Here is a 24,987-nt window from a genome sequence, read left to right on the forward strand (position 1 = left end):
GATGATTCAGACAGGGTTCCTATACTTAGGCTGTGTATGAATCATCCGGAGAGGAATATGACCAAAGTTGCAATTGTAACGGCATCAGATTCGGGAATTGGCAAAGCGTGTGCGTTGTTATTAGCACAAAACGGTTTTGATATTGGTATCACCTGGCATTCCGATGAACGCGGCGCGCAGGAGACGGCGAAAAAAGCGGCGCAATTTGGTGTGCGGGTAGAGACCATTCATCTTGACCTGAGCCAGTTACCCGAGGGCGCGCAGGCCATTGAACATCTTATCCAGCGCCTGGGGCGCGTTGACGTGCTGGTCAATAATGCCGGGGCGATGACCAAATCCGCGTTTATTGATATGCCGTTTACGCAGTGGCGGCAAATTTTTACCGTGGACGTCGATGGCGCATTTCTCTGCGCGCAGATCGCCGCCCGGCATATGATTAAACAAGGAGAGGGAGGGCGTATTATCAACATCACCTCCGTCCATGAGCATACGCCGCTTCCGCAAGCCAGCGCCTATACCGCGGCGAAACATGCGCTGGGGGGATTGACTAAATCCATGGCGCTGGAACTGATTGAACATCATATTTTGGTCAACGCCGTCGCGCCAGGCGCTATCGCCACGCCGATGAATGATATGGATGACAGCGACATTGAGCCGGGATCGGAACCCTCGATCCCTATCGCCCGACCGGGTTCTACGCATGAAATAGCCAGCCTCGTCGCCTGGCTGTGTTCGGAAGGCGCAAGCTATACCACCGGTCAGTCGCTGATTGTCGACGGCGGGTTTATGCTGGCGAATCCGCAATTCAACGCAAAATAAACGCCGGGGCCGGATGGCGGCGTTATGCCATCCGGATACCATCGGGTTTAACGGGCCTCCGCTTTGCCGCGGCTTTTCAGCCACCAGCGCACGCCCACCACCAGGACGATGGCCAGAATCAGCCAGACCCCATGCCTGAGATGCTGATCGAGGTCGTGCAGCCATGGCGCGATCATCTCGCCGCCAAGATATCCCAGCGTGGTAAACAGCAGCGCCCAGATCAGCGCGCCTACAATATTCAGCGGCAGAAAAATTTTAGGCGGCAGGCGGCTGGCGCCAATCAGCAACGGGCCAACCACCCGGAAGCCATACATAAAACGCGTGCCGATCACAAACAGATACGGATGGCGTTGGATCATTTTCTGCGCGCGACGAATCTTCGTATGATAACGCGGGAAACGACGCAGGATCTTCCCGCCATAGCATCGTCCTAACAAGTAAAGTAGCTGATCGCCCATCATCCCTCCCAGCGCGACGGCCGCCGCCACCAGCGGAAACTTGAGCAATCCCTGATGCGCCGCGACGCCCCCCAACAGGGTAACGGTTTCACCTTCGGCCATACTGCCGATAACCAGCGCCGCATAGCCATAATGCGTAATAAGCGTGTTGATATCCATGCGTAAACCACCTCCGGCATTAAGCATACACCCTGGCAAGAGGCGTGCGTGGCAAAGCCGACGTTTTGCCGGAGACTATTTCGCTGTTGTTCATAAAATAACCAGAAACTGAATTATACTTGAACATACTGGCATCTGAGGCAGCAGAAGGGGGCAGTATGAACCATGTATGGGGGCTTTTTTCCCATCCCGATCGGGAAATGCAGGTGATCAAAAGCGAAAACGAAACCGTTTCGCATCACTATACGCACCATGTTTTGCTGATGGCGGCGATTCCCGTCGTCTGCGCCTTTATCGGCACGACGCAAATCGGCTGGAATTTTGGCGACGGCAACGTGTTACAACTCTCGCTGTTTACCGCTTTTGCGCTGGCGGTCTTGTTCTACGGCGTGATGCTGGCGGGCGTCGCGGTGATGGGACGCGTCATCTGGTGGATGGCGCGAAACTATCCGCAACGGCCATCGCTTGCGCGCTGTATGGTTTTTGCCGGCTATGTCGCGACGCCGCTGTTTTTAAGTGGTCTGGTGGCGCTCTATCCCCTGGTATGGCTATGCGCTTTGGTCGGCGCTGTCGCGCTCTTTTACACCGGCTATTTGCTGTATTTGGGTATTCCGACTTTCCTTAACATTAATAGAGAGGAAGGATTAAGCTTCTCCAGTTCGACGCTCGCTATCGGCGTGCTGGTCCTGGAGGTGCTACTGGCGATCACCGTGATCCTGTGGGGATACGGCTACCGCCTGTTCTGATGCGAAAAAGGGCTGGCGCAAAAGCCAGCAATGCAGCATTTGCTGACGATTCTTCTGTAGCGGCAACGCTGTCGTGCCGCTATGATGCCACTGCTAGCTTGAGTATAATCTTAGCTCAGGCGGTGTGCGTTACGACGCGCGTGAATCATTATCAGAAATCTCATCATGCTGAAATTCCGAGCTTCATTCCTGAGCCTTGCTCTGATGTTGGCCGTACCTTTTGCCCCGCAGGCCGTGGCGAAAACGGCAGCGACAACCGCGGCGTCTCAACCTGAGATTGCCTCCGGTAGCGCAATGATTGTTGATCTCAACACCAATAAAGTGATCTATTCGAACCACCCGGATCTGGTGCGTCCGATTGCCTCAATAACCAAATTAATGACGGCGATGGTCGTGCTCGACGCGCGATTGCCGCTGGATGAAATACTGAAGGTCGATATCAGCCAGACGCCGGAAATGAAAGGGGTTTACTCCCGCGTGCGCCTGAACAGCGAAATTAGTCGCAAAAATATGTTGCTGCTGGCGTTGATGTCATCCGAAAACCGTGCGGCGGCAAGCCTGGCGCACTATTATCCTGGCGGTTATAACGCGTTTATTAAAGCGATGAATGCGAAGGCGAAAGCGCTGGGCATGACGCATACCCGCTTCGTTGAGCCGACGGGGCTGTCGATTCATAACGTCTCGACCGCGCGGGATTTAACAAAACTGCTGATTGCCACGAAGCAATACCCGCTGATTGGCCAGCTAAGCACCACGCGCGAAGACATGGCGACATTCTCGCATCCGGCGTATACGCTGCCGTTTCGCAATACCAACCATTTGGTCTACCGTGATAACTGGAATATCCAGTTAACGAAAACCGGCTTTACCAATGCGGCGGGGCATTGCCTGGTGATGCGTACCGTGATCAATAACAAACCGGTCGCGCTGGTGGTCATGGATGCGTTCGGCAAATATACCCACTTTGCGGACGCCAGTCGCCTGCGTACATGGATTGAAACCGGTAAAGTCATGCCCGTTCCGGCTGCCGCGCTGAGCTATAAAAAGCAAAAAGCCGCGCAAATGGCGGCAGCCAGCGCCAGCGCCGGAGCGCAAACCGCACAGAACGATTAAGTCGCCGCAGGCCCGGCAGGCATCGCGCCGCCGGGCATTCACGGTAAACCGCACGGTGTTAATGCGTTTCGTCGGGCGTATTTTCCTGCCAGAATTTCCGCTTACTCGTTTTGCCGATACCGGGGTTCATACTGTTGGTTGGGTCATTTTGCCGATAAAAACGCGTCAGCGTTTCCGGCGCTTTATACAGATGTCCCACGTTGTGCTCCGCCGGGTACTGCGCCCCGCGCGCCTGCAATAGCTCCAGCATTTGCGCTTTCAGCGCATGGACGTCGACGCCTTTCTTTACGATATAGTCCTGATGAAAAACGTGGCACATAAAGTGTCCGTAATAGAGTTTATGTACCAGTTGGCTGTCGATTTCCGGCGGCAGATGCTCGAACCAGTCGGTATCGTTGCGGCGCAGAGCGATATCCAGCGCCAGGATATCTTCCACTTCATCAGAGTGTACGGCCTGATAACGAATCGCCGCGCCAGCAGCGGCGAAGCGGTGCAGGAAGGCTTTGCTGCCTTCTTCCGGCGTACAGGTGAAGAAACCGCCCTCAGCGGATTTAAAAAATTCATTCAGCCAGCGTTGCGCTTCTGCGACGCCGTCTCCCGCCATTTTTAACAGCAGATGATGCTCATATTTATCGCGCCAGTTTTTCATTCGCGGCGGCAGATGGCTGGGAAACAGATGGCCGAATTTCTGCATCGCGCGGTCGGTGAAATGCGGACGGAAAAATTTTACTTTTTCCAGCATCGCATCGGTTCGGCCTTTTAGCGTGAAAAAGAATGGCATCTTGTCGGTGCCGAGTTTATCGATCATCAGAAAGGTATCTTTACCGTACTGCTCCGCAATATCGTAGATATCGCGATGCATATATTCTCCCGCCACTGGCAGATTGTCGAAGTTCGCCAGAATATGCCGACGGATTTCAGTCAGTACCGCGGGCTGATTGGTGCCGATATAAAAAACCTGCTGATTTTTTTCCGCTGCAAAGGTATCAAGGCGAACGGCAAAAACCGCCAGTTTTCCGGCGCAGCCGGAAGATTCAAACAAACGGTCCGGGTCGGCGTTATAGCGGGCGGGCGTATCGGCGTTGATATCTCGTACCCGCGTCACATAGTCGTGATCGTGCGCATGACGACCATCGTGACGCACATCCTCATCTTTAATCCGTTCGTCATCCAGCTTGCTCAGGATCTGCTCCGGCGTATGCCCAAGATCGATACCCAGATGATTGACCAGTTGCAGTTTGCCTTGCTCGTCAATACGGGCAAAGAGCGACATCTCGGTATAGGCCGGGCCGCGCTGCACCAGCGAGCCGCCGGAGTTATTACAGATGCCGCCGATGACCGACGCGCCGATACACGACGAACCAATCACCGAGTGCGGTTCACGGCCCAGCGGTTTAAGCGCTTTTTCCAGCGCATAGAGCGTCGTACCGGGCCAGGCCAGAACCTGTTGGCCGTTATCCAGTAAGTGCAGCTTATCCAGCCGCTGGGTGCTGATAATCACAATATCGCGATCGTAGTCGTTGCCGTTCGGCGTGGAGCCTTCCGTCAGACCGGTGTTGGCGGCCTGCATCAGAATAATTTTGTCAGCGTTAACGCAGGCGTTGAGCACACGCCACAGTTCCAGTAACGAACCCGGGAAAACAACGGCCAGCGCGTCGCCCTGACCGGAACGGAAACCCTTGCGATAGCGGGCGGTTTTGGCGGGGTCTGTCAGCAGGTGAGAATGGCCTACCAGGCGGGCCAGCTCATTCAGGAACGTTTTATTATCAGTCATTGTTATGGAAGACATTCTCCACTCCTTGTGGTGGGACAAAATATCAGCGTTAAGCATAGCGCTTTGTATGACAATACGCTTTCTCATTCAAATTGTCTCTGTGTTGGTAGTATTCATTTGCCGCCTTGATACCATTTGCTGGCGGTTGCGTATTCGACTGTGCGGAAAATTAGGAGAATAACCTTCGCTTTCTTCTCCTCTCGCGTTTAGGCTTATGGCAAACTGCGGTTTTTATTCTGTTTTTACCGCCTCGTCGGGATAAAGATAAAGAGAGACTCAACATGAAATGGTTATGTTCAGTAGGTGTTGCTGTGAGTCTGGCGATGCAGCCAGCATTGGCGGAAAACCTGTTTGGCAATCACCCGCTGACGCCCGAAGCGCGCGACGCGTTCGTCACAGATTTACTCAAGAAAATGACTGTCGATGAAAAAATTGGTCAGTTACGTCTGATTAGCGTCGGCCCTGATAACCCGAAAGAAGCGATTCGCGAGATGATCAAAGACGGGCAGGTAGGGGCGATTTTCAATACCGTCACCCGCCAGGATATTCGTCAAATGCAGGATCAGGTGATGGCGTTGAGCCGCCTGAAAATTCCTCTCTTTTTTGCCTATGATGTGGTACACGGCCAGCGAACCGTCTTCCCGATAAGCCTCGGTCTGGCTTCTTCTTTTAATCTGGATGCGGTAAGAACCGTAGGACGCGTATCGGCGTATGAAGCGGCGGACGACGGTCTGAATATGACCTGGGCACCGATGGTGGATGTCTCCCGCGATCCGCGTTGGGGGCGCGCCTCCGAAGGCTTTGGCGAAGATACATATTTAACCTCCATCATGGGCGAAACCATGGTGAAAGCGATGCAGGGCAAAAGTCCGGCGGATCGCTACTCGGTGATGACCAGCGTGAAACATTTTGCCGCCTATGGCGCCGTTGAAGGCGGTAAAGAATACAACACCGTGGATATGAGTTCCCAGCGTCTGTTTAATGACTACATGCCGCCGTACAAAGCGGGGCTGGATGCGGGGAGCGGCGCGGTGATGGTGGCGCTGAACTCGCTGAACGGCACGCCTGCGACGTCAGATTCCTGGCTATTGAAAGATGTCCTGCGCGATGAGTGGGGCTTTAAGGGAATTACCGTTTCCGACCACGGCGCTATTAAAGAACTGATTAAACACGGCACGGCGGCCGACCCGGAAGATGCGGTGCGCGTGGCGCTAAAGGCAGGGGTGGATATGAGCATGGCGGATGAGTATTACAGCAAATATCTGCCGGGCCTGATTAAGTCGGGCAAAGTGACGATGGCGGAACTGGACGACGCGACGCGCCATGTGCTCAACGTAAAATATGACATGGGATTGTTTAACGACCCCTATAGCCATCTGGGGCCGAAAGAGAGCGACCCGGTGGACACCAATGCCGAAAGCCGCCTGCATCGTAAAGAGGCGCGGGAAGTGGCGCGGGAAAGTGTGGTACTGCTGAAAAACCGGCTGGAAACGTTGCCGCTGAAAAAATCGGGCACCATTGCCGTTGTTGGGCCGCTGGCCGACAGTCAACGTGATGTAATGGGGAGCTGGTCTGCTGCTGGGGTCGCGAATCAGTCGGTGACGGTGCTGGCGGGTATTCAAAATGCCGTCGGCGACGGGGCGAAGATCCTCTATGCCAAAGGGGCGAATATCACTAACGATAAAGACATCGTCGATTTCTTAAACCTGTATGAAGAGGCGGTGAAAATCGATCCGCGCTCACCGCAGGCGATGATTGATGAGGCGGTGCAGGCGGCGAAACAGGCCGATGTGGTGGTCGCAGTGGTAGGCGAGTCGCAGGGGATGGCGCATGAAGCCTCCAGTCGTACCAATATCACCATTCCGCAGAGTCAGCGCGACTTAATCACCGCTCTGAAAGCCACCGGTAAGCCGCTCGTACTGGTATTAATGAACGGCAGACCGCTGGCGCTGGTAAAAGAAGATCAACAGGCCGATGCGATTCTGGAGACCTGGTTTGCCGGGACGGAAGGCGGCAACGCCATTGCCGATGTGCTGTTTGGCGATTACAACCCGTCAGGCAAACTTCCGATATCCTTCCCGCGTTCGGTGGGACAAATTCCGGTCTATTACAGCCATCTCAATACGGGACGCCCGTATAATCCTGAAAAGCCAAACAAATACACCTCACGTTATTTTGACGAAGCGAATGGCCCGCTCTATCCGTTTGGTTACGGTCTGAGCTACACCACATTTACGGTGTCTGACGTCACGCTCTCCTCACCGACAATGCAACGCGACGGCAAAGTCACGGCCAGCGTAGAGGTCACGAACACCGGTAAACGCGAAGGGGCAACGGTCATCCAGATGTACTTACAGGATGTCACGGCGTCAATGAGCCGCCCGGTGAAGCAATTAAAAGGCTTTGAAAAAATCACCCTCAAACCCGGCGAACGTAAAACCGTGAGTTTCCCGATTGATATCGAGGCGTTGAAGTTCTGGAATCAGCAGATGAAATATGACGCGGAACCCGGCAAGTTCAACGTCTTTATCGGCGTGGATTCCGCTCGCGTTAAACAAGGATCGTTCGAACTACTGTAAGCCTGCCGTCAACAGGGTGCGATAGCTGCGCCCTGTCTGGCAATGACTTTTCCTGTCCCCCCTTTTATTACCAGTCACGTCACTTACACTGGCGGAAAATCCCAGGTTAAACGCAGACTTTTCAACTATGCTTTTTTCTCAAGTCTCTGAAAAAGGCCGTAAAAGGATGAGGAAAGCATCATGACGATCTCAAAGCTATGGGTAAGTTCGCTGGCGTTGCTGGCGACGGTGAGTTTACCTCTACAGGCGGCATCGCCCGTGACGGTCGGGTCAAAGATTGATACCGAAGGCGCGCTGCTCGGCAACATGATTTTGCAGGTACTGGAAAGCCACGGCGTTAAAACGGTCAATAAAATTCAGCTCGGGACCACGCCAGTCGTTCGTGGCGCGATTACCGCCGGAGAGCTGGATATCTATCCGGAATACACCGGTAACGGGGCGTTCTTTTTTAAAGATGAAAACGATCCGGCATGGAAGAATGCAAAGCAAGGCTTTGAGAAAGTCAAAAAACTGGATGCGGAGCAGAATAAGCTGGTCTGGTTGATGCCTGCGCCGGCAAATAACACCTGGACCATCGCGGTACGCCAGGACATCGCGGAAAAAAATAAACTCTCCTCGCTTGCCGATCTCAGCCGTTATCTGAAAGAGGGCGGCACTTTTAAACTGGCGGCGTCTGCGGAATTTATCGAACGGGCGGATGCGCTGCCGGCATTTGAAAAAGCCTATGATTTTACCTTGAATCAGAACCAGCTCTTGTCGCTGGCGGGCGGCGATACGGCGGTCACGATCAAAGCCGCCGCGCAACAAACATCCGGCGTTAACGCCGCGATGGCGTATGGCACCGACGGCCCGGTCGCCGCGCTGGGTCTGCAAACCCTGAGCGATCCGAAAGGCGTCCAGCCTATCTATGCCCCCGCGCCGGTAGTGCGTGAATCGGTGTTACAAGCCTATCCGCAGATAGCCGACTGGCTGCAGCCCGTTTTCGCCAGCCTTGATGAGAAAACGCTGCAACAGTTGAACGCCAGAATCGCCGTAGAAGGGCTGGATGCGAAAAAAGTCGCCGCAGATTACCTCCGACAAAAAGGGTGGGTGAAGTAATCTGTGAGTGACGCTGCCAAAAAAATTACGGTTAATCGTGTGCTGTTGCTGTTGGTTGTTCTGGCCCTGCTTGCTGTCGCGCTACCTTTCATTAATTACGCCCCGAATCGTCTGGTGAGCGGCGAGGGGCGCCAGTTATGGGAGATCTGGCCGGCGACCATCTGGATGCTGACTGGCGCGGGATGCGCGCTGTTTACGCTGTGCTTTGTACCCGGTAAACGCGGTAGCGTACTGACGCTGATGATGGCGCAGACGCTTTTTATTGTCATGCTGTGGGGAGTCGGTAGGGCGGCGACCCAGTTGGCGCAGGAGGGCAGCCCGCTGGCGCGTACCAGTCTGGGAAGTGGATTGTGGCTGGGCCTCGGTCTGATGCTGCTGGCCTGTAGCGATGCGATCCGCCGTATTACCGTTGGGCCGCTGTGGCGCTGGTTGCTGCACGCGCAAATTGTCATTGTCCCGCTGGTGCTGCTGTTTTCAGGCACGTTCGACAACCTCTCGCTTCTGAAAGAGTATACCAATCGCCAGGATGTTTTCGATGCCGCGTTGGTGCAACATTTGATGTTGCTGGCGGGCACGGTGCTGCCGGCGCTGGCGATCGGACTACCATTGGGCGTCTGGTGTTATTTTTCCGCCTCACGCCAGGGGCCGGTGTTTACCGTGCTGAATGTGATCCAGACTATCCCTTCCGTCGCGCTGTTTGGCCTGCTGATTGCGCCGTTGGCCGGACTGGTGAAACAGTTTCCGTGGCTTGCCGCATTCGGCGTCGCGGGAACCGGCATGACGCCTGCGTTGATAGCGCTGGTGCTCTATGCGTTATTGCCGCTGGTGCGCGGCGTGGTCGCCGGGCTCAATCAGGTGCCGCGCGATGTGCTGGAGAGCGCAAGAGCAATGGGAATGAGTAGCGGCCAGCGCTTCAGGCATGTGCAACTGCCGCTGGCGCTGCCGGTCTTTTTACGTAGCCTGCGGGTAGTAATGGTCCAGACAGTGGGAATGGCCGTCGTCGCCGCGCTGATTGGCGCGGGAGGTTTCGGCGCGCTGGTGTTTCAGGGGCTATTGAGCAGCGCCATTGATTTAGTCCTGTTGGGCGTCATTCCGGTGATTGCGCTGGCGGTAGTGATCGACGCGCTGTTTGATTTATGGATCGCGTTTTTGAAGGGAGCAACCGATGATTGAATTTAACCATGTTAGTAAAACCTTCGGCGATCAACAGGCTGTTAGCGACCTCAATTTGCACTTTAGCGAAGGCAGCTTTTCGGTGTTAATTGGCACCTCCGGTTCGGGAAAATCGACCACGCTGAAGATGATTAACCGGCTGGTAGAGCATGATAGCGGAACGATCCGTTTTGCCGGGGAAGAGATCCGCAGCCTGCCGGTGCTTGAACTGCGCCGTCGCATGGGCTATGCCATTCAGTCTATCGGTCTTTTTCCCCACTGGACGGTGGCGCAAAATATCGCCACCGTACCGCAACTACAAAAGTGGTCGCGTGCGCGGATTAACGATCGTATTGATGAACTGATGGCATTATTGGGTCTGGAAAGCGCGCTGCGCGATCGTTATCCGCATCAGCTTTCCGGCGGGCAACAGCAGCGGGTCGGCGTTGCGCGGGCGCTGGCTGCCGATCCGCAGGTATTGCTGATGGACGAGCCTTTCGGCGCGCTTGATCCGGTAACGCGCGGCGCATTGCAGCAGGAGATGACCCGCATTCATCAGCTACTGGGGCGCACCATCGTACTGGTGACGCACGACATCGACGAGGCGCTACGCCTCGCCGACCATCTGGTGCTGATGGACGGGGGCCACGTTATCCAACAGGGATCGCCGCTTTCTATGCTGACCTCGCCGGAAAATGATTTCGTGCAGGCGTTTTTTGGCCGCAGCGAGCTGGGCGTAAGGCTGCTTTCGTTACGTAGCGTAGGCGATTATGTACGCCGGCATGAACAGCTCAGCGGCGACGCGCTGGTGGAAGAGATGACGTTACGCGATGCGCTATCGATGTTTGTCGCCCGCCGGTGCGACGTCCTGCCGGTGGCGAATCAGCAGGGCGAGCCCTGCGGTACGCTCCATTTCCGCGATCTGCTTTCGGAGACGTCCCCCCGTGAAACGACTGTGTGATCCACTTCTCTGGCTTATTGTTCTGTTCTTGCTTCTGCTGTTTGGATTGCCTTATAGCCAGCCGTTCTTCGCCGCGCTGTTTCCCGATTTGCCGCGCCCGGTCTACCAACAGGAGAGTTTTGTCGCCCTCGCGCTCGCCCATTTCTGGTTGGTGGGCATCTCAAGTCTGTTTGCCGTCGTGGTGGGCGTCGGCGCAGGGATTGCGGTCACGCGAGAAAGTGGGAAGGAGTTTCGTCCCCTGGTGGAGACTATCGCCGCCGTCGGGCAGACCTTTCCGCCGGTCGCGGTACTGGCGATCGCGGTACCCGTCATGGGTTTTGGTCAGCAACCGGCCATTATCGCCTTGATCCTGTATGGGGTGTTGCCCATCCTGCAGGCGACCCTGGCCGGGCTGGGCGCGGTGCCTGCCAGCGTGATGAGCGTTGCCAGCGGTATGGGAATGAGCCGTCGCCAACAGTTGTATCAGGTTGAGCTGCCGCTGGCCGCGCCGGTGATTCTGGCGGGCATCCGAACCTCGGTGATTATCAATATTGGTACGGCGACCATCGCTTCAACGGTGGGAGCCAGTACGTTAGGCACGCCGATCATTATCGGGCTTAGCGGCTTTAATACGGCCTATGTTATCCAGGGGGCGCTGCTGGTGGCGCTGGCGGCGATCATTATCGATCGCCTGTTTGAAAGGCTGACGCGCGCGCTTACCCGGCACGCAAAATAAAACTGTAACCTGCCAGCATCACGCCGCCGATACCGCCAATAGCCATCAGCAGGAAAAGGGCGATCACCCCGATTTTCGCTACGCGCATTATGTACTCCTTATGTTAATAAAAGGAGTATACATTAAAGCGAATTTGTTAGCTGCTGTTTAAACGCCTAGGGGATGAATGTCGCGTCCCTGGGCGCGCCATGCCAGGAGTTGTTGCTGCTGCGCCAGCGTCTGGTTTTCTCCGCACCATACCAGTAACGTCTTGCCGTCAAACAGTTCCGGGCGGAACTGGCTAAGCGAGTGCGCCAGCACGTCGATTCGCCATCCCTGTTGGCTGGCGACCCAACCTTCCAGCCACAGGCGGGTGGTATCATGGATATTCCAGCCGATCACCAACGCATCTTTTCCCTGTTTCTTACGCGCAGACGCCAGGCAGAGCGCAATATAGTTGATCAGGATACCGTCAAGAATGCCGAGCAGCGCCTGAAGGGCGGGTTGTTGGCACTGTAACCGTCGCCGCAGCGGGACGAACAGGTTCGTGGTCAATGTTTGGGCTGGATAATCCTGACCGCGTTCTTTGACCCATAACCGTAAACTGTGCAGATTACTGCTTTGCAGGTAGTGCAGCAGGATCTCCTGCTGTTCGCGCCAGCCGTTAGGTTGTTCGCTACTGTCGCTACTGAGCAGCACTTTGACTTTGCTGACCTGGACGCCGTTATCTATCCAGCGCTTGATTTCGCGGATTCTGTCGATATCGGCATCGTTAAACAGACGATGACCGCCATCCGTTCGCTGTGGTTTTAAAAGTCCATAACGTCTCTGCCACGCGCGCAACGTGACAGGATTGATATCACAAAGCAAAGCCACTTCACCAATTGTGTAAAGCGCCATCGTTTCACCCTTGCTCGCGAGGTCCCGGTTTAACTTTAGACGCTCTTTTAGGAACCAGGAAGTTTTGCCTGTTTTTTATGCATTAAAACGCGAAGTAGCGGGTTGCGGCGCGGCGTTTAAGTGATCGTATTCACGAATTCATATTTTTATGCAACAGTTCAAAGAAAGTTAATCGTACTCAATGTATGTTACGCGCTTTTAATTGAAGTGTGGTTTGCGGGTATGTACGAGTTTAATCTGGTGTTGCTGCTGCTTCAGCAGATGTGCGTGTTTCTGGTCATTGCGTGGCTAATGAGTAAAACGCGCCTGTTCATCCCGCTTATGCAGGTCACGGTTCGTCTGCCGCACAAGCTTCTGTGTTACGTCACGTTTTCTATCTTCTGCATTATGGGCACTTATTTTGGGCTGCATATCGAAGATTCAATTGCCAATACCCGCGCGATTGGCGCGGTGATGGGCGGCCTACTCGGCGGGCCGGTCGTCGGCGGGCTGGTCGGTCTGACCGGTGGGTTACATCGGTATTCTATGGGCGGCATGACGGCGCTGAGCTGTATGATTTCCACCATCGTCGAAGGGCTGCTGGGCGGGTTGGTACACAGCGTTCTCATACGTCGCGGACGCCCGGACAAAGTGTTTAGCCCGCTGACGGCGGGAGCAATTACGTGTGTTGCCGAACTGGTGCAGATGCTGATCATTTTACTGATAGCCAGGCCGTTTGACGATGCCCTGCATCTGGTCAGTAATATTGCCGCGCCGATGATGGTGACGAATACCGTTGGCGCCGCGCTGTTCATGCGTATTTTGCTCGATAAGCGCGCCATGTTCGAAAAATATACTTCGGCATTTTCTGCTACCGCGCTGAAGGTCGCTGCGTCAACGGAGGGGATTCTGCGTCAGGGATTTAACGAAGTGAACAGTATGAAGGTGGCGCAGGTGTTATATCAGGAGCTGGATATTGGCGCCGTCGCCATCACCGATCGCGAAAAACTGCTGGCTTTTACTGGTATTGGCGACGATCACCATCTACCGGGCAAACCCATTTCATCAGGTTATACGCTGAAAGCAATTGAAACCGGAGAGGTGGTTTATGCCGATGGCAACGAAGTGCCGTACCGCTGTTCGCTACACCCGCAGTGTAAACTCGGCTCGACGCTGGTGATCCCGCTGCGTGGCGAAAATCAGCGAGTCATGGGCACCATTAAATTGTACGAAGCGAAAAACCGGCTGTTCAGCTCAATTAACCGCACCCTGGGAGAGGGTATTGCGCAGCTTTTATCCGCGCAGATCCTGGCCGGGCAGTATGAACGGCAGAAGGCGTTGCTGACGCAGTCAGAGATCAAGCTGTTGCACGCGCAGGTGAATCCGCATTTTCTGTTTAACGCGCTCAATACCATTAAAGCGGTGATTCGCCGCGACAGCGAACAGGCCAGCCAACTGGTGCAGTACTTGTCGACCTTTTTTCGCAAAAATTTAAAACGCCCGTCGGAAATCGTCACGCTGGCGGATGAAATTGAACACGTGAACGCTTATCTGCAAATTGAAAAAGCGCGTTTTCAGTCGCGTCTGCAGGTACAGCTTGATGTTCCATCGACGCTTTCACGTCAGAAATTGCCTGCGTTTACATTACAGCCGATTGTTGAGAACGCCATTAAACATGGCACGTCGCAACTGCTTGATACCGGCAACGTCGCTATTCGCGCCCGGCGCGAAGGGCAGCATTTGATGTTAGATATTGAAGATAATGCGGGACTGTATCAGCCTTCCGCCGGCAGTAGCGGGCTGGGGATGAGTCTGGTGGATAAACGTCTGCGCGAACACTTTGGCGATGATTATGGTATTAGCGTGGCCTGCGAGCCGGACTGCTTTACCCGAATTACATTACGACTTCCACTGGAGGAGGACGCATGATTAAAGTGCTGATTGTGGATGATGAGCCGTTAGCGCGGGAAAATCTGCGGATTTTGCTCCAGGGGCAGGATGACATTGAGATTGTGGGAGAGTGCGCGAACGCGGTAGAAGCGATTGGCGCGGTACATAAGCTGCGACCTGATGTGCTGTTTCTGGATATTCAGATGCCGCGTATCAGTGGGCTGGAGATGGTAGGAATGCTTGACCCGGAACACCGCCCGTATATCGTTTTTTTGACCGCGTTTGACGAATACGCCATCAAAGCCTTTGAAGAACACGCTTTTGATTATCTGCTCAAGCCGATAGAGGAGAAACGGCTGGAAAAAACGTTACATCGTCTGCGTCAGGAGCGCAGTAAACAGGATGTTTCGTTGCTGCCGGAAAACCAGCAGGCGCTTAAATTCATTCCCTGTACCGGACACAGCCGGATCTATTTGTTGCAAATGGATGATGTCGCCTTTGTCAGTAGCCGTATGAGCGGCGTTTATGTGACCAGCAGTGAAGGTAAAGAGGGGTTTACCGAGCTGACGCTGCGCACGCTGGAAAGCCGGACGCCGCTACTGCGTTGTCATCGTCAGTTTCTGGTGAATATGGCCCATTTGCAAGAAATTCGGCTGGAGGATAATGGGCAGGCAGAGCTGATTTTACGCAACGGCCTGACGGTGCCGGTAAGCCGTCGCTATCTGAAAAGTTTAAAAGAGGCGATTGGCCTGTAAAAGACTGTTAGAATATCGTTTTGCCATAGAAACGACCGAAGGCCTCATGCTGAGTAACGATATTCTGCGTAGCGTGCGCTACATTTTAAAAGCTAATAATACCGATCTGGCGCGCATCCTGGCGCTGGGTAACGTTGATGCTACGCCGGAGCAGATTGCAATCTGGTTGCGCAAAGAAGAGGAAGAGGGGTTTCAGCGTTGCCCGGATATCGTGTTGTCCTCATTTCTCAATGGCCTCATTTATGAAAAACGCGGCAAAGATGAGGCGGCGCCTGCATTGACGGCGGAACGTCGTATCAACAACAATATTGTGCTGAAAAAGCTGCGTATCGCCTTTTCGCTAAAAACAGATGATATCCTGGCGATACTTACCGGTCAGTTGTTTCGTGTCTCAATGCCAGAGATCACCGCGATGATGCGCGCGCCGGATCATAAGAACTTCCGCGAATGCGGCGATCAGTTTATGCGTTATTTTCTGCGCGGTCTGGCGGCCCGTGAACACGCGGCGAAGTAATTCTGCGGTATTGTTCCCGGCAGCGTCCTGTCTGACCGGGAAAACTCATTATTATACTAATTGATTCTATGATACCCGCTCTCTTCCAACAGTTTCTGCGAGCGAATCATTGACAGATAGTGCGCGGAACAGTTGTCAATTGATGATCCTGGCAATTTACAGAGGTCGCTCATTTTTGCCTGGGTAAAATCAATATTCACATATTCCGTAGCATAGCTATCATAATAGTCGATTCGTTCAGTCAAACCCGGCATACCCTGATAAGCTTCGCTGACTTGACTCAGCATTTTTTGTGCTTCTTCTTTATTATTGGCTTTCAGGGTTTTATAAAGTATTTTATTTTCAGATGCTTGACGTAAAACGATATCCCCTTTGTAGTAATAGGTTAACTTGATTTCAATACCGTTGAGATTACCTACATAGCGTTGTGTTTCCTCTGACTCTTTGTTAGCGGCTATCTTTTTGATAAACGCTGTCATGTTATTTTGCTTTCCCTGGAGAGTATCGTTTTTCTGATCGCAGCCAGTTATGCTAACCGATAGAGAGAGCGCGAATAGTGGCAGCGCCATAAGGCGTAGAATCCGCATAACAATTCCTTGTCGTTAAGTATTGGTGTAGCCAGGAATTCAGGGATTATAGGCTTTGGCGAGGGGACTTACAGCGAGGCTGTCTTTTTTCGGAATTCATAAAGAAAAGACGCTGCCGAAGCAGCGCCCTGAGCGACTTTACCAGTCGATGCAATACATTATGCCTGCCAGTTATTTCGCTTCTTTAAAACCAGCGGCTTCCAGCAGCGTCTGGGTTTGTTTCATGCTGATACCTTTGCTGGTATCGCCGGACACCATTGTCCCAGAGATTCCCTGTAACGCTTTAAAGTCCACTTTTTCCATATCCACAGAGACGTTTTCCTGGGCATAGGTATCTTCATAGGTTAATTTTTCTTCTACTCCGGCGATATTTTTATATTTCGCGCTCAGCGGATCGAGAATTTTGGCGGCATCTTCTTTCGTTTTAGCGCCTACAGTGGCATAGCTGATTTTACTTTCAGACGTCTGCTTAATGATTTTGTCACCTTTATAGGTGTAGGTAATTGAAATTTCTGTCCCCGCCAGGTTTGCGTTAAAGGTCTTTGATTCTTCTTTATCGCCACAGCCAGCAAGAGAGAACACCAGTACGGAAGCCAAAGCCGCGGACAATAACTTGCCAGAAATTTTCATCTAAAACTCCATTTTATATAATGATTGGGTTTTTAAAATAATTTCAATGAATTAATTTAACCCAGTAATAGCAATGTATCAGGGAGGGATAGAATATGACTTTTAGCCGTTATTTAGCAGTCCGGATATGGAGTCTTAGCGCTATTGCTTATTAAGGAAAAAGTTAAAACGCGCGGAGGGGGCGATATGCCAGTCAGGATTAAGCGGTTAAAAAAGCCGGAGCATGCTCCGGCTTGTTGCTTATTTCACCTGCTGGCCAGGCTTCGCGCCCTCATCAGGGCTTAACAGGAAGATATCTTTCCCGCCAGGGCCTGCGGCCATCACCATTCCCTCGGAAACGCCAAAGCGCATTTTGCGCGGCGCGAGGTTGGCGACCATTACCGTCTGGCGGCCAATCAGCGCCTGCGGGTCCGGGTAGGCGGAACGAATGCCGGAGAAGACGTTACGCTTCTCGCCGCCCAGATCCAGCGTCAGACGCAGCAATTTGTCAGAGCCTTCCACAAACTCGGCGTTTTCAATCAATGCTACGCGCAGGTCAATTTTGGCGAAATCGTCAAAGGTGATGGTTTCCTGAATCGGGAAGTCGGCTAACGGGCCGGTAACCGGCGCAGCTGCGGCTTTCACCTCTTCTTTAGACGCTTCAACCAGCGCTTCAACTTGCTTCATGTCGATGCGATTGTAGAGCGCCTTAAAGGTGTTGACCTTGTGACCGAGCAGCGGCTGTTCGATGGCATCCCAGTTCAGTTCGCTGTTCAGGAAGGCTTCAACGCGTTCAGAAAGCGTCGGCAGTACCGGTTTCAGATACGTCATCAGCACGCGGAACAGGTTGATGCCCATCGAGCAAATGGCCTGCAGGTCAGCGTCGCGGCCTTCCTGTTTAGCCACCACCCACGGCGCTTGCTCGTCAACATAACGGTTAGCGACGTCGGCCAGCGCCATAATCTCACGGATAGCTTTGCCGAATTCACGGCTTTCCCATGCTTCGCCAATCACCGCAGCGGCGTCAGTAAAGGTTTTGTACAATTGCGGATCGGCCAGTTCAGCCGCCAGCACGCCGTCGAAACGCTTATTGATAAAACCGGCGTTACGCGAGGCCAGATTGACTACTTTATTGACGATATCGGCATTGACGCGCTGGACAAAGTCTTCCAGGTTCAGGTCGATGTCATCAATGCGTGAAGAAAGCTTCGCGGTGTAGTAGTAGCGCAGGCTGTCGGCGTCAAAGTGTTTCAGCCAGGTGCTGGCCTTAATAAAGGTGCCGCGCGACTTAGACATCTTCGCGCCGTTCACCGTCACGTAACCGTGAACGAACAGGTTGGTCGGCTTACGGAAGTGGCTGCCTTCCAGCATGGCAGGCCAGAACAGGCTGTGGAAATAGACGATGTCTTTGCCGATAAAGTGGTACAGCTCGGCGTCGGAGTCTTTCTTCCAGTATTCTTCAAAGCTGGTTGTGTCGCCGCGCTTATCGCACAGATTTTTGAAGGAACCCATATAGCCAATCGGCGCGTCCAGCCAGACGTAGAAATATTTGCCCGGCGCGTTCGGGATTTCGAAACCAAAATACGGCGCGTCGCGGGAGATATCCCACTGCTGGAGGCCGGATTCAAACCACTCCTGCATTTTGTTCGCCACCTGCTCCTGCAGCGCGCCGCTGCGGGTCCACGCCTGCAGCATTTCGCTGAATGACGGTAGGTCAAAGAAAAAGTGCTCGGAGTCACGCATTACCGGCGTCGCGCCGGACACCACGGATTTCGGCTCGATAAGTTCGGTCGGGCTGTAAGTTGCGCCGCAGACTTCACAGTTATCGCCGTACTGGTCCGCGGATTTACATTTCGGGCAGGTGCCTTTCACAAATCGGTCCGGCAGGAACATGCCTTTTTCCGGATCGTAGAGTTGAGAGATAGTGCGGTTCTTAATAAAACCGTTCTCTTTCAGGCGCGTATAAATCAGCTCGGACAGCTCGCGATTCTCGTCGCTGTGCGTTGAGTGGTAGTTGTCGTAGCTAATATTAAAACCGGCGAAATCGGTCTGGTGCTCCTGGCTCATTTCACCGATCATTTGCTCCGGCGTAATACCAAGCTGCTGCGCTTTCAGCATGATCGGCGTGCCATGAGCGTCATCGGCACAGATGAAGTTAACCTCATGGCCGCGCATTCGCTGGTAACGGACCCAGACATCAGCCTGGATGTGCTCCAGCATATGGCCGAGGTGGATAGAGCCGTTGGCGTACGGCAGCGCGCACGTTACCAGAATTTTCTTCGCGACTTGAGTCATAGTGGGTATTACTTCTTCTGTTGTAAAAAAGGGCTTTGATAGTACCAAAATGGTAATTACTGCGCCAAGCGATAAGGGCATTTATCCGTAAATGAATAATTGTTACCGCTGGAGTAAACTACAAAGTTACAATCGTACTTTTCAGAACTACAAAAGGAGTCGGGATGAACGAACAATCCCAGGCCAAATCACCAGATACCCTGCGAGCGATGGTCGCCGGGACGCTGGCGAATTTTCAGCACCCAACCCTGAAGCATAACCTCACCACGCTTAAGGCGTTGCACCACGTCGCCTGGATGGATGATACGCTGCACGTTGAGCTGGTCATGCCGTTCGTCTGGAACAGCGCGTTTGAGGTCTTAAAAGAGCAATGCAGCGCCGATCTGTTACGTATTACAGGCGCAAAAGCGATCGACTGGAAACTGTCGTACAACATTGCGACGCTGAAACGCGTCAAAAATCAGCCTGGCATTAATGGCGTGAAAAACATCATTGCCGTGAGCTCCGGTAAAGGCGGGGTGGGTAAATCGTCCACGGCGGTAAACCTGGCGCTGGCGTTAGCGGCTGAAGGCGCAAAGGTCGGGGTTCTCGATGCCGATATTTACGGTCCGTCGATCCCAACCATGCTTGGCGCAGAAGATCAGCGCCCGACATCGCCAGACGGTACGCATATGGCGCCGATTATGTCTCACGGCCTGGCGACCAACTCGATCGGCTATCTGGTGACTGACGATAACGCGATGGTATGGCGCGGCCCAATGGCCAGTAAGGCGCTGATGCAGATGTTGCAGGAGACGCTGTGGCCGGATCTGGATTATCTGGTACTGGATATGCCGCCGGGAACCGGGGATATTCAGCTAACGCTGGCGCAGAACATTCCTGTTACCGGCGCGGTGGTGGTGACTACGCCGCAGGATATCGCGCTAATCGACGCCAAAAAAGGTATCGTGATGTTCGAGAAGGTGGAAGTGCCGGTGCTCGGCATTGTGGAAAATATGAGTATGCATATTTGTAGCAACTGCGGCCATCACGAGCCGATCTTCGGCACGGGCGGCGCGCAGAAGCTGGCGGAAAAATACCATACTCAGCTTCTGGGTCAGATGCCGTTGCATATTAGTCTGCGCGAAGATCTCGATCGCGGTACGCCGACGGTGGTTAGCCGTCCGGAGAGCGAATTTACCGCGATCTATCGCGAACTGGCCGATCGCGTTGCGGCACAGCTTTACTGGCAGGGTGAAGTGATTCCGGGAGAAATCGCCTTCCGCGCGGTGTAATCCTCCTGACGTATTCTAAAGAGAATATGGCATTCACTGCATTAATATATATTGATGCAGTGAATGTATTAATAAAATAATAGCCCCCGCATTGTTAATTCCTGCTTAAACAGACAGGTGTTTATCTGAAATAATCGGCAAAAACATTATTTGAATTGATCATACCTATCCTACTGATTTATTTTTTCAATTGGTTTTAAGGTATCGATACGTTCATCCTGCTCATCAGGACGGCCTGCATACTGTTTGACGTTCACCAGAGGAACAATTGCTCACTATGAAAAAATATTTGCTGATGGGAATTATAGTTTCGGCTTATGGGATAAGCGTACCTGTTTTTGCCTCCGACACCGCAACATTAACCATCAGTGGAAAAGTGACCGCGCCAACGTGCAGTACAGAAGTGGTAAACGCACAGTTGCAGCAGCGTTGCGGCAACACTATCCACGTTTCAACGCTGCAAACACCCGCCGCTACGCCGATGAGAGGTGTGACAACGCAGCTATACACGGTGCCTGGTGATAGCACCCGACAGATTGTTGTTAATCATTACGACTAATTCTTATTAATTCCGCAGGCCCATATCATTGACATCAATGATATGGGCTTTTTTATTCGTTGTGTTTATATGTAAGGGCAGTAAATTTCGGAAATTAATAAGTTTACAAAATAATGATAAGCAATGATTATTTGTTGCAATTATATTGCAATCTGTAAATTGTTTTAAATCAACAAAACATCGTGTTTACATTGCGATAACTTCCTGTCTGTGAGAATTTTCTTTGCAAGGGTTAATAACTCTTAACAAATAGAAATTACTTCATTAAGGAAGAGATTATGAAACGTTCACTTATTGCTGCTTCTGTATTGTCTGCTGTATTTATGAGCGCTGGGGCTTTTGCTGCTGATGAAGATATGGGTGAATTAAAAATCAACGGAGAAGTGGTAGGAACATCCTGTACGTTCGAAGGCGCAAATAGCGCGACTATTGAATTATCCCAGGTAGGTGTTGATAGATTGACTGACTTAAACCCTGGCGATATATATACAGGATACACTAGTCCAGAAGCGATTTTAAAAGTAAAATGTTCGAATACAGCTAATCCACGAATTAGTTTTAACCGTTCTCAATTTGTGGATAATATGCAAATCACCAAAAATAATGCTACTAATAATGGCGCGGGCTTCGCTGTTTATCTTGATGGTATTCAGGTGAAACCTGATGAGTCGGGGAATTATACTCTGAATTCAAGTAAGTTTGAAAATGGTGTATATACCCTGAACTTTTCTGCCCGCTATGCCGCCGTTGAAAATACTGTAACACCAGGTTCTGTTGAATCTGTACTGACAATGACGGTATTAACTGATTAACAATCTTTTTTTGGCGGCTAAGCTTTTAGCCGCTTGTATCTCTTTTATAAGGTTATCGGCCATGAAACGGATGATTGCATTATGCCTGGCTTGTGCCGCTATGCCTGCGTGGAGCGGCATTTATATATATGGTACACGTATTATTTATCCGGCGCAGAAAAAAGATATTACCGTACAATTAATGAATGACGGTAAACGAAGCTCACTCATCCAGGCGTGGATTGATAACGGTGATACCAGCCTGCCGCCAGAAAAATTACAGGTTCCATTTATTATGACCCCACCTGTAATTAGAGTCGCGGCAAATTCAGGTCAGCAATTAAAAATAAAAAAACTCGCTAATAACTTGCCTGGCGATCGTGAAAGTCTTTTCTACCTCAATGTACTGGATATTCCACCAAATTCAGACGAGAACAAAGATAAAAACATTATTAAATTTGCGCTACAAAACCGGATAAAGTTGATCTATCGCCCACCGGGGGTACAGAAAGTCGATAAAGCAACATTTTCCCGCTTGCAGTTGCTTCGTGCGCCAGGGAGTATTAGCGTGAAAAATAATTCCGCAAACTGGATCACTATTCCAGAAGTTAAAGCAAAAAGTAAAGTAAATAAAGAAACCTTATTACTGGCTCCATGGTCATCGCAAAGTATCACCACAACGGCAGTTGTAAATAGTTATACCGTGACGCTAATTGATGATTCTGGGAATTATTTAAACGAGACTATCAAAATAGAAAATTAAAAGCGGGGAATTAACCTAAGGATAGATAATGGAAAAGTTAAACGCCATCACGCTGTCACTTTTTGCAGCGTTGCTTACTTCACCCGCCTGGGCTGAAGAAGAAACATTCGATACTAACTTTATGTTCGGTGGGTTGAAAGGTGAAAAGGTGTCCCGTTATCAGATTGATAGCACCAAACCCATGGCTGGCGTTTATGAGATGGACGTTTATGTCAATAAAGAATGGCGTGGAACTTATGAGGTTAATATTCAGGATGACCCCGATAGTACCTGTATTTCTCCGGATCTGATCGCCAGCCTGGGAATTAAATTTACCCCGCAGAGTACAACAGTAGAAAATGAATGTATTGCGCTGAAAACGGTGGTTCATGGAGGTAGTGTTTCTTATGACACTGCCGCTTTTAACCTTTATCTGAGCGTCCCTCAGGCTTATGTGTTGGAATATGAAGCGGGCTATGCGTCTCCAGAGACATGGGACCGTGGAATTAACGCTTTTTATACATCGTATTATGCCAGCGAATATTACAGCCATTATAAAAGCGGCGGTAGTGAGAAAAATACTTACGCAAATTTTGTCAGCGGATTGAATCTGCTTGGATGGCAATTACATTCTAACGCTAATTTTTCCAAAAGTGACAATTCAGCTGGCAAATGGCAGAGCAATACTCTGTATCTGGAACGTGATTTCCCGGCGGTACTGGGGACAATGCGTCTGGGGGAACAGTACACTAGCGGGGATATGTTTGATACGGTGCGCTTTCGCGGGGTGCGCTTCTGGCGTGATATGCAAATGCTGCCGCACTCTAAGCAAAATTTCGCTCCGGTTGTGCGTGGCGTGGCGCAAAGTAACGCCCTGGTGACGGTTGAACAGAATGGCTTCATTGTTTATCAAAAAGAAGTTCCGCCTGGCCCCTTTGTATTTGAAGATCTTCAGCTGGCAGGGGGGGGAGCCGATCTGGACGTGAGCGTTAAAGAGGCTGACGGTACTGTTTCACGGTTTATTGTTCCGTATTCTTCCGTTCCCAATATGGTGCAGCCCGGCGTAGCAAAATATGATTTCGCCGCCGGACGAAGCAGAATTGAAGGAGCCTCTCAGCAAACTGATTTTCTCCAGGGAACCTATCAGTACGGGGTCAATAACCTGCTAACGTTGTATGGCGGAACGATGTTAGCCAGCGATTATCGCTCATTTACCCTTGGCACCGGGTGGAACACGCTGATTGGCGCGGTATCTGTCGACGGTACGTTGTCTCATAGCAAGCAGGATAATGGCGATGTTTTTGATGGGGAAAGCTACCAGATTGCCTGGAATAAATATCTCCCGCAATCAGCCACCCATTTTTCTCTGGCAGCATATCGCTACTCATCACGTGATTATCGCACTTTTAACGATCATGTCTGGGCTAATAACCGGGACAACTATCGTCGCGATGATGACGATATTTATGATATTGCAGATTATTATGAGAATGACTTTGGGCGTAAAAATACTTTCACTCTCAATATTAATCAGACGCTACCCGATGGGTGGGGATATTTTACTGCCAGCGCCCTGTGGCGCGACTATTGGGGGCGTAGCGGTACAGGCAAGGATTATCAGTTAAGCTACAGTAATACCTGGCAGCGGCTCAGTTTTACGCTATCGGCAACCCAGACTTATGACAGCGATAACCGTGAAGATAAGCGCTTTAATATCTATTTATCGATTCCCTTAACATGGGGAGTAAAGGAGAATGGGGGAAATCGTGATATCCATTTATCGAATTCCACCACCTTTGACGATCAAGGTTATGAGGCGAATAACACCAGCCTTAGCGGCACGTTCGGTAATCGCGATCAGTTTAATTATACGACTAACCTCAGCCAGCAGCGACAGGAACACCAAACGACATTCGGGGGATCAGTAACCTGGAACGCCCCGCTGGCGACGGTCGGCGGCAGTTACAGCCAATCCAATCAATATCATCAGGTGGGCGGAAATATTCAGGGAGGGCTGGTTGCATGGGCCGATGGCGTGCATTTAGCCTCTCGCCTTAATGATACTATCGCGATTATTAACGCGCCGTACCTGGAAGGCGCGGCGGTGCAGGGGCGTCCCTATTTACGTACCAATGCAAAAGGTTATGCCGTATTTGAAGCATTGACGCCATACCGGCAAAATTTTATCTCTCTTGATGTCTCCGAGAGTGAAAGTGATGTCGCTCTGCTGGGAAACCGTAAAGTTACAGTGCCTTATCGCGGAGCCGTAGTGGTGGTTGATTTTGAAACAGAGACCAGTAAACCTTTTTATTTCCTGGCGCGGCGCGCAGATGGCGAGCCTTTAACGTTTGGTTATGAAGTGGAAGATGACGAGGGAAATAATGTAGGACTGGTAGGTCAGGGGAGCCGGGTATTTATTCGTACTGAAAAGGTTCCCGTTTCGGTAAAAGTCGCAACAGATAAACAACAGGGTCTTTTCTGTAAGATCACTTTTGATAAACAGATTGATGAAAATAACGTTTATATTTGTCGGTAATCT

Annotated in this window: 23 protein-coding genes; 16 read left to right on the forward strand and 7 right to left on the reverse strand. The window is 51.7% G+C overall.

Going from position 1 to position 24,987, the window contains the following annotated elements:
* Positions 1–57: 57 nt before the first annotated feature.
* Complete coding sequence (locus ACLJPE_RS00315; RefSeq protein ID WP_000169617.1) at positions 58–819, forward strand: SDR family oxidoreductase; 762 nt, start codon at positions 58–60, stop codon at positions 817–819.
* Positions 820–866: 47 nt separating this feature from the next.
* On the opposite strand, the gene ACLJPE_RS00320 is transcribed toward ACLJPE_RS00315, so the two are convergent.
* A complete protein-coding gene (locus ACLJPE_RS00320; RefSeq protein WP_001530335.1) occupies positions 867–1,436 on the reverse strand; it encodes a DedA family protein in 570 nt (189 codons plus the stop codon).
* A gap of 158 nt (positions 1,437–1,594) precedes the next feature.
* On the opposite strand from ACLJPE_RS00320, the gene ACLJPE_RS00325 reads away from it, so the two are divergent.
* Together ACLJPE_RS00325 and pbpG are read left to right on the forward strand one after the other, a co-directional pair.
* Positions 1,595–2,182, forward strand: a complete 588-nt coding sequence (locus ACLJPE_RS00325; protein WP_001017057.1) for a Yip1 family protein — start codon at positions 1,595–1,597, stop codon at positions 2,180–2,182.
* A 165-nt stretch (positions 2,183–2,347) separates the two neighbouring features.
* The gene (gene pbpG, locus ACLJPE_RS00330; RefSeq protein WP_000911555.1) at positions 2,348–3,295 is read left to right on the forward strand and encodes a D-alanyl-D-alanine endopeptidase; all 948 of its coding nucleotides are present in this window, start codon (positions 2,348–2,350) and stop codon (positions 3,293–3,295) included.
* Between the two features lie 58 nt (positions 3,296–3,353).
* Here pbpG and dld read toward each other — a convergent pair whose 3' ends face one another.
* Positions 3,354–5,084, reverse strand: a complete 1,731-nt coding sequence (gene dld, locus ACLJPE_RS00335) for a D-lactate dehydrogenase (RefSeq protein WP_000095235.1) — start codon at positions 5,082–5,084, stop codon at positions 3,354–3,356.
* A 266-nt stretch (positions 5,085–5,350) separates the two neighbouring features.
* Between dld and bglX the strand changes: the two genes are divergently transcribed.
* The 5 genes from bglX to ACLJPE_RS00360 all read left to right on the forward strand — a co-directional run bounded on the left by bglX (position 5,351) and on the right by ACLJPE_RS00360 (position 11,574).
* Entirely contained in the window at positions 5,351–7,648 is a 2,298-nt protein-coding gene (gene bglX, locus ACLJPE_RS00340) for a beta-glucosidase BglX (RefSeq protein ID WP_000871554.1), read from the forward strand.
* 180 nt (positions 7,649–7,828) lie between these two features.
* Positions 7,829–8,746 (forward strand): ABC transporter substrate-binding protein, encoded by a 918-nt coding sequence (locus ACLJPE_RS00345; protein ID WP_000155868.1) that lies wholly within the window; start codon positions 7,829–7,831, stop codon positions 8,744–8,746.
* A gap of 3 nt (positions 8,747–8,749) precedes the next feature.
* On the forward strand, positions 8,750–9,919 hold the full coding sequence (locus tag ACLJPE_RS00350; protein ID WP_001278104.1) for an ABC transporter permease: 1,170 nt from the start codon (positions 8,750–8,752) through the stop codon (positions 9,917–9,919).
* Positions 9,912–10,859: an ABC transporter ATP-binding protein gene (locus ACLJPE_RS00355; protein WP_000569166.1), complete on the forward strand. Its 948-nt coding sequence runs from the start codon at positions 9,912–9,914 to the stop codon at positions 10,857–10,859. The genes ACLJPE_RS00350 and ACLJPE_RS00355 overlap by 8 nt, the downstream gene beginning before the upstream one ends.
* The gene (locus ACLJPE_RS00360; RefSeq protein ID WP_000824858.1) at positions 10,843–11,574 is read left to right on the forward strand and encodes an ABC transporter permease; all 732 of its coding nucleotides are present in this window, start codon (positions 10,843–10,845) and stop codon (positions 11,572–11,574) included. Before ACLJPE_RS00355 ends, ACLJPE_RS00360 begins: the two co-directional genes overlap by 17 nt.
* Here the strand turns inward: ACLJPE_RS00360 and ACLJPE_RS00365 are convergent.
* Together ACLJPE_RS00365 and mlrA are read right to left on the reverse strand one after the other, a co-directional pair.
* A complete protein-coding gene (locus tag ACLJPE_RS00365; protein WP_001261696.1) occupies positions 11,555–11,662 on the reverse strand; it encodes a protein YohO in 108 nt (35 codons plus the stop codon). The two genes, ACLJPE_RS00360 and ACLJPE_RS00365, sit on opposite strands and share 20 nt — an antisense overlap.
* A gap of 59 nt (positions 11,663–11,721) precedes the next feature.
* Positions 11,722–12,453: an HTH-type transcriptional regulator MlrA gene (gene mlrA, locus ACLJPE_RS00370; protein ID WP_001240418.1), complete on the reverse strand. Its 732-nt coding sequence runs from the start codon at positions 12,451–12,453 to the stop codon at positions 11,722–11,724.
* A 222-nt stretch (positions 12,454–12,675) separates the two neighbouring features.
* On the opposite strand from mlrA, the gene ACLJPE_RS00375 reads away from it, so the two are divergent.
* From ACLJPE_RS00375 to ACLJPE_RS00385, 3 genes are read left to right on the forward strand one after another with little or no spacing between them, the layout of a single operon-like run.
* Complete coding sequence (locus ACLJPE_RS00375; RefSeq protein WP_000272850.1) at positions 12,676–14,361, forward strand: sensor histidine kinase; 1,686 nt, start codon at positions 12,676–12,678, stop codon at positions 14,359–14,361.
* Complete coding sequence (gene btsR / locus ACLJPE_RS00380) at positions 14,358–15,077, forward strand: two-component system response regulator BtsR (RefSeq protein ID WP_000598637.1); 720 nt, start codon at positions 14,358–14,360, stop codon at positions 15,075–15,077. Before ACLJPE_RS00375 ends, btsR begins: the two co-directional genes overlap by 4 nt.
* 46 nt (positions 15,078–15,123) lie before the next feature.
* A complete protein-coding gene (locus ACLJPE_RS00385) occupies positions 15,124–15,591 on the forward strand; it encodes a DUF1456 family protein (RefSeq protein WP_000950413.1) in 468 nt (155 codons plus the stop codon).
* Between the two features lie 56 nt (positions 15,592–15,647).
* Here ACLJPE_RS00385 and ACLJPE_RS00390 read toward each other — a convergent pair whose 3' ends face one another.
* The 3 genes from ACLJPE_RS00390 to metG all read right to left on the reverse strand — a co-directional run bounded on the left by ACLJPE_RS00390 (position 15,648) and on the right by metG (position 19,082).
* Positions 15,648–16,178, reverse strand: coding sequence for a YehR family lipoprotein (locus ACLJPE_RS00390; RefSeq protein WP_023137005.1), 531 nt, complete (start codon positions 16,176–16,178; stop codon positions 15,648–15,650).
* Positions 16,179–16,349: 171 nt separating this feature from the next.
* Complete coding sequence (locus ACLJPE_RS00395; protein WP_000703136.1) at positions 16,350–16,808, reverse strand: YehR family lipoprotein; 459 nt, start codon at positions 16,806–16,808, stop codon at positions 16,350–16,352.
* Between the two features lie 240 nt (positions 16,809–17,048).
* Positions 17,049–19,082 (reverse strand): methionine--tRNA ligase, encoded by a 2,034-nt coding sequence (metG, locus tag ACLJPE_RS00400; protein WP_024154944.1) that lies wholly within the window; start codon positions 19,080–19,082, stop codon positions 17,049–17,051.
* A 164-nt stretch (positions 19,083–19,246) separates the two neighbouring features.
* Between metG and apbC the strand changes: the two genes are divergently transcribed.
* The 5 genes from apbC to ACLJPE_RS00425 all read left to right on the forward strand — a co-directional run bounded on the left by apbC (position 19,247) and on the right by ACLJPE_RS00425 (position 24,984).
* Positions 19,247–20,356, forward strand: a complete 1,110-nt coding sequence (apbC, locus tag ACLJPE_RS00405) for an iron-sulfur cluster carrier protein ApbC (protein ID WP_001005424.1) — start codon at positions 19,247–19,249, stop codon at positions 20,354–20,356.
* A gap of 277 nt (positions 20,357–20,633) precedes the next feature.
* Positions 20,634–20,915 carry a YehE family protein gene (locus ACLJPE_RS00410; protein ID WP_000760404.1) on the forward strand — a complete coding sequence of 94 codons (282 nt, stop codon included), beginning with the start codon at positions 20,634–20,636 and terminating at the stop codon, positions 20,913–20,915.
* A 278-nt stretch (positions 20,916–21,193) separates the two neighbouring features.
* Positions 21,194–21,727, forward strand: coding sequence for a fimbrial protein YehD (yehD, locus tag ACLJPE_RS00415; RefSeq protein ID WP_000830680.1), 534 nt, complete (start codon positions 21,194–21,196; stop codon positions 21,725–21,727).
* A gap of 61 nt (positions 21,728–21,788) precedes the next feature.
* Complete coding sequence (locus ACLJPE_RS00420) at positions 21,789–22,469, forward strand: fimbrial assembly chaperone (protein ID WP_000827109.1); 681 nt, start codon at positions 21,789–21,791, stop codon at positions 22,467–22,469.
* 28 nt (positions 22,470–22,497) lie between these two features.
* Positions 22,498–24,984: a fimbrial biogenesis outer membrane usher protein gene (locus ACLJPE_RS00425; protein WP_001528511.1), complete on the forward strand. Its 2,487-nt coding sequence runs from the start codon at positions 22,498–22,500 to the stop codon at positions 24,982–24,984.
* Positions 24,985–24,987 lie beyond the last annotated feature (3 nt).

This window comes from Salmonella sp. SAL04196 (genome assembly GCF_046550835.1).
Lineage (GTDB): Bacteria > Pseudomonadota > Gammaproteobacteria > Enterobacterales > Enterobacteriaceae > Salmonella > Salmonella enterica.